This is a genomic window from Streptomyces albidochromogenes (genome assembly GCF_005981925.1).
In the GTDB taxonomy this organism is placed as follows: domain Bacteria; phylum Actinomycetota; class Actinomycetes; order Streptomycetales; family Streptomycetaceae; genus Streptomyces; species Streptomyces albidochromogenes.
Genome location: NZ_VBVX01000045.1, coordinates 23343 through 30186, shown reverse-complemented (window position 1 = coordinate 30186; position 6844 = coordinate 23343). Strand labels below are relative to the sequence as shown.

Sequence of the window (6844 nt, the reverse complement as noted above, 5' to 3'; positions counted from 1 at the left end):
GGGCGGGCACGGAGCACGAGGCGAGGCCCAGCCCGACGGCGAGAGCGGCCGTGGAGGTCAGCACCGCACGCCGCGCGGGGCGGGGCCCGGGCCGGTCGCGTACGTCGTCCGGGCGCACGGGGCGGCCCTCGTTCGTGCTGCCCACGGCCCCGCGCTCCGTCCCCTGGTGGCGCGGCCCGCCCCCCGTGGCCGGGCCGCGTGGGGGTAGACGACGCCCGGGGCGCCGGGGTTGCCCGGCCGGGGCACCCAGTTGGCCGCAGCGGCTCGCGGCGGTCGAGTGGCAGGGGCAGATCACCCTGCTTACGTTCGAGAAATGAATCTTCGTACTGCCGCGACAGCCGTGGTACTGGCTGCCGCCGCCTCCCTCCCGTTGTCCGGCGTCTCGTACGCGCAGCCCGACCTCGACTGCAGCGACTTCACCTATCAGGAGGAGGCGCAGGCGGAGTTCGACCGGGACCGGAGCGACCCGTACCGGCTCGACGAGGACCCCGGGGACGACGACGAGATCGCCTGCGAGGCGCTGCCGAGCAGGGGCGAGATCGGCACGGCCACGACCGCGCCCCGGCCGGCGGTCACCGTCACCACCACGACGACGGCGACGGCCCCCGCCTCACCCACGACACCGGCCGCCACGGCGACGGCCACGGCGTCGCCGGCGACCCCCACCGTCACCGCTTCGGCCACCACCGCCGCACCCGTTCAGCCCACCGCGTCCCCCACGCTCGGGGTCAGGGGCGGCGAGGGCGGGACCATGGAAGGCGGCAGCGACGCCACCGAGACCGCCCTGGGCATCGGACTCACGGCCGCCGCGGCGGCTCTGACGGTGGGCATGGTGGCCGCGCGCCGCCGCCGCCGTCAGGCGAAGGGCCTGTGACGCCGCTCCGGGCTCATGGGTAGCGGGGCCAGCCGTACACGAAGTCCTTCCGGGTCGCGTAGCGAGGGCCGTCCGGCGTCGAGTGGATGTCGGAGAGCACGGCGCCCGATCCGGTACGCGGATCGAAGATCGCGTTCCTCGACGGCGGCGATGAGCGTACGGGGATCGAAGGACCTCTGGCCCCAGCCGTACGCGGGACAGGGGCTCGGGCTGTGTTGCCAAAGTCCCGTCAGTCCTCGCTGAACAGCTCCTGCGCCGAGGTGGCGGTGATGGCCCGGTCGAACCAGACGCTGAGCGTGTCGAGGTCGGTGCAGTCGGTGATGCGGTCGCGGGCTTCCTCGGGGACCTCGATCCCTCGCTTGGTCAGCAGCAGCACGATGTCCTCGGCCCGGCCCTCGGCCCGGCCCTCACCCCTTAGGCGCTGCGCGGTCTCCGAGCGGAAGAAGGAGAGGTCGACGGCCATCAGGTCCCTCCAGATCTGAGCTGCCGGGGCGGTGCCCAGGCCTTGTTCGGTGAGTTCGATGAAGATGCTCGCGGCGTCTTCGTCCACGGTTTTCAAGGCGGCGGCCAGCGCTCTCAGTATCGCACCGGCATCCGGGTCCTTCCCGTGTGTGATCGCGGAGAACGCGGCGAGAGGAATGTCGGCGGCGGCCGTGACGGGATCCTTGATCGCCGGCACGTTGTGCGGGCCGAGGACCAGGGGGCGCAGGGTCAGAGCGGGCCACTGCGGTGGGCCGATGTCGACCGGTGCAGAGGCCCATGCCGCGGTGTTCTTGTCCTGGCACACGACGAGGAGTACCGCCGGGACGCCGTATTTGGCGTTGAGGTGAGCCAGGTAGTACGCCCAGCTGGCAGGCTTGGCGGGGTCCTTCTTGCCTTGGGCCTCGACGGCCAGCAGGAAGCTGCTGTTTCGGCGGTGTCGAAGCGCAGGAGCGTGTCCACACGGCGTTCCAGTGGACTGTTCTCGGTGAGGTCGGTGGGGAGCAGGGAAACGGCGACGGGGTCGTCGAAAGGGAGCCCGAGTGTCCGGAAGGTGCGGGTGAAAACGCCCGGAGCCTCCTGGAAGATCCGGTGCATCGCCTCGTGCGAGGAACTGACCATGGCATATGACGCTATGGCCACGCCGCCCCGCGCTCGGCCGAATGAGGGCCCTTCACCCGCAAGGGGGAGAGGGGTGCGGCGCGCCCGGGCGGCATCGCGGTTTGACGTTCGTCACGCACGGGGTAATCTCTTGCGCCCGATTGGCGCGGGCTGTGCCCCGTATGGCAGACTGTCGGGGTTGCTCGGTTGAGTGCCGATGCTGCGCGCCTCCCGTCGGGAGGACCGGAAGCGAGTCCCACAGTACTCGTCGCCCTAACTGCCCCTCCGGGCAGCGCTGGGGCGGACGTACGGGAATCTTTCGGGAAGCGTCAGCGGGGCTGACACCAGGCACCCGGTGGGTGTTCTCCCCCCGGCTCGCGGTCGCGGACCGCATCCCCTGGCAGGGAAAACCTTCGGGATTTCTTACTGGCGAGGATGCGACACGCCCGACCGCGTGGGTCGGAGAAGAACCGTGCTGACACAGGCAGCCCCCGGGTCCCAGAGCGTTACGAGAGAACAGGACTACTAGGTAGCCATGGCGGGACAGAAGATCCGCATCCGGCTCAAGGCCTACGACCACGAGGTCATCGACTCTTCGGCGAAGAAGATCGTCGAGACGGTGACTCGCACTGGTGCGTCGGTCGCGGGCCCGGTGCCGCTGCCCACAGAGAAGAACGTGTACTGCGTCATCAAGTCGCCGCACAAGTACAAGGATTCTCGCGAGCACTTCGAGATGCGCACGCACAAGCGCCTCATCGACATCCTCGACCCCACCCCCAAGACCGTTGACTCGCTGATGCGCCTGGACCTTCCGGCCGGCGTTGACATCGAGATCAAGCTCTGAGGGGCGCGGAGATGGCTAAGCAGATTAAGGGAATCCTGGGCGAGAAGCTCGGCATGACCCAGGTCTGGGACGAGAACAACCGGGTCGTCCCGGTGACCGTCGTCAAGGCCGGGCCGAATGTCGTGACCCAGGTCCGCACGAACGACACCGACGGCTACGAGTCGGTCCAGATCGCCTTCGGCGAGATCGACCCTCGCAAGGTGAACAAGCCCCTCAAGGGCCACTTCGCCAAGGCCGACGTGACCCCGCGCCGCCACCTGGTGGAGCTCCGTACCTCCGACGCCAGCGAGTACACGCTCGGCCAGGAGATCACTGCCGAGGTGTTCGAGTCCGGCGTCAAGGTCGACGTCACGGGCAAGAGCAAGGGCAAGGGCTTCGCCGGTGTCATGAAGCGTCACAACTTCGCCGGTGGCAAGGCTTCCCACGGTGCCCACCGCGTGCACCGCAAGCCCGGTTCCATCGGTGGCTGTGCCACCCCCGGCCGTGTCTTCAAGGGCATGCGCATGGCGGGTCGTATGGGCAACGAGCGGGTCACCACCCAGAACCTGACCGTCCACGCCGTTGACGCCGAGAAGGGTCTGCTGCTCATCAAGGGCGCCGTCCCCGGCCCCAACGGTGGCCTCGTCCTGGTCCGCACCGCGGCCAAGGGGGTTTGAGGAACCGATGAGCACCATTGACATCCTTACGCCGGCAGGCGACAAGGCCGGGACCGTCGACCTCCCCGCGGAGATCTTCGACGCCAAGGTCAGCATCCCGCTGATCCACCAGGTCGTTGTCGCACAGCTGGCCGCTGCCCGTCAGGGCACGCACAAGACCAAGCGTCGCGGCGAAGTCCGTGGTGGCGGCAAGAAGCCGTACCGCCAGAAGGGCACCGGCCGCGCCCGTCAGGGTTCGACCCGCGCCCCGCAGTTCGCCGGCGGTGGCGTCGTCCACGGCCCGCAGCCGCGTGACTACTCGCAGCGCACGCCCAAGAAGATGAAGGCCGCCGCTCTGCGTGGCGCCCTCACCGACCGGGCTCGCAACGCTCGCATCCACGTCGTCTCCGGCGTGGTCGAGGGTGCGGTTTCCACGAAGGCCGCGAAGTCCCTGCTGGGCAAGGTCAGCGAGCGCAAGCACGTGCTCCTGGTCGCCGAGCGCTCGGACGAGGCCGCGTGGCTGTCCGCCCGCAACCTGCCCCAGGTGCACCTCCTGGAGCCGGGCCAGCTGAACACGTACGACGTGCTCGTCTCTGACGACGTGGTCTTCACCAAGGCCGCTTTCGAGTCTTTCGTGTCTGGCCCCACCAAGGCCGATGAGACCGAAGGGAGCGACGTCTGATGGCTGAGGCGACCGTAACCAGCAAGACCTTCACGGACCCGCGCGACGTCCTCGTCAAGCCGGTTGTTTCCGAGAAGAGCTACGCGCTGCTCGACGAGAACAAGTACACGTTCATCGTCGCGCCCGGCTCCAACAAGACGCAGATCAAGCAGGCCGTCCAGGCGGTCTTCGGGGTCAAGGTCACCGGGGTCAACACGATCAACCGGCAGGGTAAGCGCAAGCGCACCAAGACCGGCTTCGGCAAGCGCGCCGACACCAAGCGCGCCATCGTGACCCTCGCCGAGGGCGACCGTATCGACATCTTCGGCGGCCCGACCTCCTGACGGAGGTCGAGTCGTCCGGAATCGGACGAGGACTGAGAAATGGGAATCCGCAAGTACAAGCCGACTACGCCGGGCCGCCGTGGCTCCTCCGTAGCCGACTTTGTCGAGATCACGCGGTCCACGCCGGAGAAGTCGCTGGTCCGCCCCCTGCACAGCAAGGGCGGCCGTAACAACGCCGGTCGGATCACCGTTCGCCACCAGGGTGGCGGACACAAGCGTGCCTACCGCGTGATCGACTTCCGTCGTCACGACAAGGACGGCGTGCCGGCGAAGGTCGCTCACATCGAGTACGACCCGAACCGCACCGCGCGCATCGCGCTGCTGCACTACGCAGACGGCGAGAAGCGCTACATCATCGCACCGCGTGGCCTGTCGCAGGGTGACCGGATTGAGAACGGCCCCACGGCCGACATCAAGCCCGGCAACAACCTCGCGCTGCGCAACATCCCGGTCGGTACGACCATCCACGCCATCGAGCTGCGGCCCGGCGGCGGCGCGAAGTTCGCCCGTTCCGCGGGTGCCTCCGTGCAGCTGCTGGCGAAGGAGGGCACGATGGCCCACCTTCGTATGCCGTCCGGTGAGATCCGGCTGGTCGACGCCCGCTGCCGCGCCACGATCGGTGAGGTCGGCAACGCCGAGCAGTCGAACATCAACTGGGGCAAGGCCGGCCGTATGCGCTGGAAGGGCGTACGCCCGACCGTCCGCGGTGTCGCGATGAACCCGGTTGACCACCCGCACGGTGGTGGTGAGGGCAAGACTTCCGGTGGTCGCCACCCGGTCAGCCCGTGGGGTCAGAAGGAGGGTCGTACTCGCTCGCCGAAGAAGGCATCGAGCAAGTACATCGTCCGCCGCCGCAAGACGAACAAGAAGCGCTAGGAGCGGGTTTAGATGCCGCGCAGTCTCAAGAAGGGGCCCTTCGTCGACGGACACCTCGTAAAGAAGGTGGACGTACAGAACGAAGCAGGCACCAAGAACGTCATCAAGACCTGGTCCCGGCGCTCGATGATCATTCCCAGCATGCTGGGTCACACCATCGCGGTGCACAACGGCAAGATTCACGTCCCGGTGTTCGTCACCGAGTCGATGGTCGGCCACAAGCTCGGCGAGTTTGCGCCGACCCGCACCTTCCGCGGCCACGTCAAGGACGACCGCAAGTCGAAGCGCCGCTAAGGCGGGGTGCGATGACTATGAACGACACCGAAGGGACAACCATGGAAGCCAGGGCCCAGGCGCGGTACATCCGCGTCACGCCCATGAAGGCCCGCCGCGTGGTGGACCTTATCCGTGGCATGGATGCCACGGAGGCCCAGGCGGTCCTGCGTTTCGCCCCGCAGGCCGCCAGCGTGCCGGTCGGCAAGGTGCTTGACAGCGCCATTGCCAACGCCGCGCACAACTACGACCACACGGACGCCTCCTCGCTGGTCATCAGCGAGGCGTACGTCGACGAGGGCCCGACCCTGAAGCGGTTCCGTCCGCGCGCTCAGGGCCGTGCCTACCGGATCCGCAAGCGGACCAGCCACATCACCGTGGTCGTCAGCAGCAAGGAAGGTTCCCGGTAATGGGCCAGAAGGTAAACCCGCACGGGTTCCGGCTCGGCATCACCACGGACTTCAAGTCCCGTTGGTACGCCGACAAGCTGTACAAGGACTACGTCAAGGAAGACGTCGCCATCCGTCGGATGATGACGTCCGGCATGGAGCGCGCCGGCATCTCGAAGGTTGAGATCGAGCGCACCCGTGACCGCGTGCGTGTGGACATCCACACCGCTCGTCCGGGCATCGTCATCGGCCGCCGTGGCGCCGAGGCCGACCGCATCCGCGGCGACCTCGAGAAGCTCACGGGCAAGCAGGTCCAGCTGAACATCCTCGAGGTCAAGAACCCCGAGATGGACGCTCAGCTGGTCGCCCAGGCCGTTGCCGAGCAGCTCTCCTCCCGCGTCTCCTTCCGTCGCGCCATGCGTAAGAGCATGCAGGGCACGATGAAGGCCGGCGCCAAGGGCATCAAGATCCAGTGTGGTGGCCGTCTCGGCGGCGCCGAGATGTCCCGGTCCGAGTTCTACCGCGAGGGTCGTGTGCCGCTGCACACGCTGCGCGCGAACGTGGACTACGGCTTCTTCGAGGCCAAGACCACCTTCGGCCGTATCGGCGTGAAGGTCTGGATCTACAAGGGCGACGTCAAGAACATCGCCGAGGTCCGTGCCGAGAACGCCGCGGCCCGTGCGGGTAACCGCCCGGCCCGTGGTGGCGGCGCGGCCGACCGTCCGGCCGGTGGCCGTGGCGGACGTGGTGGCGAGCGTGGCGGCCGCGGCCGCAAGCCGCAGCAGGGCGCACCGGCAGCAGAGGCCCCCAAGGCCGACGCTCCCGCCGCCGCTGCTCCGGCTGAGAGCACCGGAACGGAGGCCTGACC

9 protein-coding genes and 2 pseudogenes are annotated in these 6844 nt (G+C 68.3%); 9 read left to right on the top strand and 2 right to left on the bottom strand.

The window, feature by feature from the left end:
- Positions 1-313: 313 nt before the first annotated feature.
- Positions 314-874, top strand: coding sequence for an excalibur calcium-binding protein (locus E2E34_RS35350; protein WP_167518251.1), 561 nt, complete (start codon positions 314-316; stop codon positions 872-874).
- Positions 875-887: 13 nt separating this feature from the next.
- Here E2E34_RS35350 and E2E34_RS36315 read toward each other — a convergent pair.
- Together E2E34_RS36315 and E2E34_RS09115 are read right to left on the bottom strand one after the other, a co-directional pair.
- Positions 888-1007 (bottom strand): annotated as a pseudogene (locus E2E34_RS36315) (Uma2 family endonuclease); the annotation flags it as partial.
- A gap of 96 nt (positions 1008-1103) precedes the next feature.
- Positions 1104-1975 (bottom strand): annotated as a pseudogene (locus tag E2E34_RS09115) (hypothetical protein).
- Between the two features lie 514 nt (positions 1976-2489).
- Here E2E34_RS09115 and rpsJ point away from each other — a divergent pair.
- From rpsJ to rpsC, 8 genes are read left to right on the top strand one after another with little or no spacing between them, the layout of a single operon-like run.
- Positions 2490-2798: a 30S ribosomal protein S10 gene (rpsJ, locus tag E2E34_RS09110; RefSeq protein ID WP_003948644.1), complete on the top strand. Its 309-nt coding sequence runs from the start codon at positions 2490-2492 to the stop codon at positions 2796-2798.
- An 11-nt stretch (positions 2799-2809) separates the two neighbouring features.
- The gene (rplC, locus tag E2E34_RS09105; protein ID WP_069927448.1) at positions 2810-3454 is read left to right on the top strand and encodes a 50S ribosomal protein L3; all 645 of its coding nucleotides are present in this window, start codon (positions 2810-2812) and stop codon (positions 3452-3454) included.
- A gap of 7 nt (positions 3455-3461) precedes the next feature.
- A complete protein-coding gene (gene rplD / locus E2E34_RS09100) occupies positions 3462-4115 on the top strand; it encodes a 50S ribosomal protein L4 (RefSeq protein ID WP_138901391.1) in 654 nt (217 codons plus the stop codon).
- Complete coding sequence (rplW, locus tag E2E34_RS09095) at positions 4115-4438, top strand: 50S ribosomal protein L23 (protein WP_138901390.1); 324 nt, start codon at positions 4115-4117, stop codon at positions 4436-4438. Before rplD ends, rplW begins: the two co-directional genes overlap by 1 nt.
- 39 nt (positions 4439-4477) lie before the next feature.
- Entirely contained in the window at positions 4478-5314 is an 837-nt protein-coding gene (gene rplB, locus E2E34_RS09090; RefSeq protein WP_138901389.1) for a 50S ribosomal protein L2, read from the top strand.
- A gap of 12 nt (positions 5315-5326) precedes the next feature.
- Positions 5327-5608, top strand: coding sequence for a 30S ribosomal protein S19 (gene rpsS / locus E2E34_RS09085; protein ID WP_138894198.1), 282 nt, complete (start codon positions 5327-5329; stop codon positions 5606-5608).
- A gap of 41 nt (positions 5609-5649) precedes the next feature.
- Positions 5650-5997 carry a 50S ribosomal protein L22 gene (gene rplV, locus E2E34_RS09080; protein WP_028812372.1) on the top strand — a complete coding sequence of 116 codons (348 nt, stop codon included), beginning with the start codon at positions 5650-5652 and terminating at the stop codon, positions 5995-5997.
- On the top strand, positions 5997-6842 hold the full coding sequence (rpsC, locus tag E2E34_RS09075) for a 30S ribosomal protein S3 (protein ID WP_028812371.1): 846 nt from the start codon (positions 5997-5999) through the stop codon (positions 6840-6842). The genes rplV and rpsC overlap by 1 nt, the downstream gene beginning before the upstream one ends.
- The last annotated feature ends 2 nt before the right edge of the window (positions 6843-6844 follow it).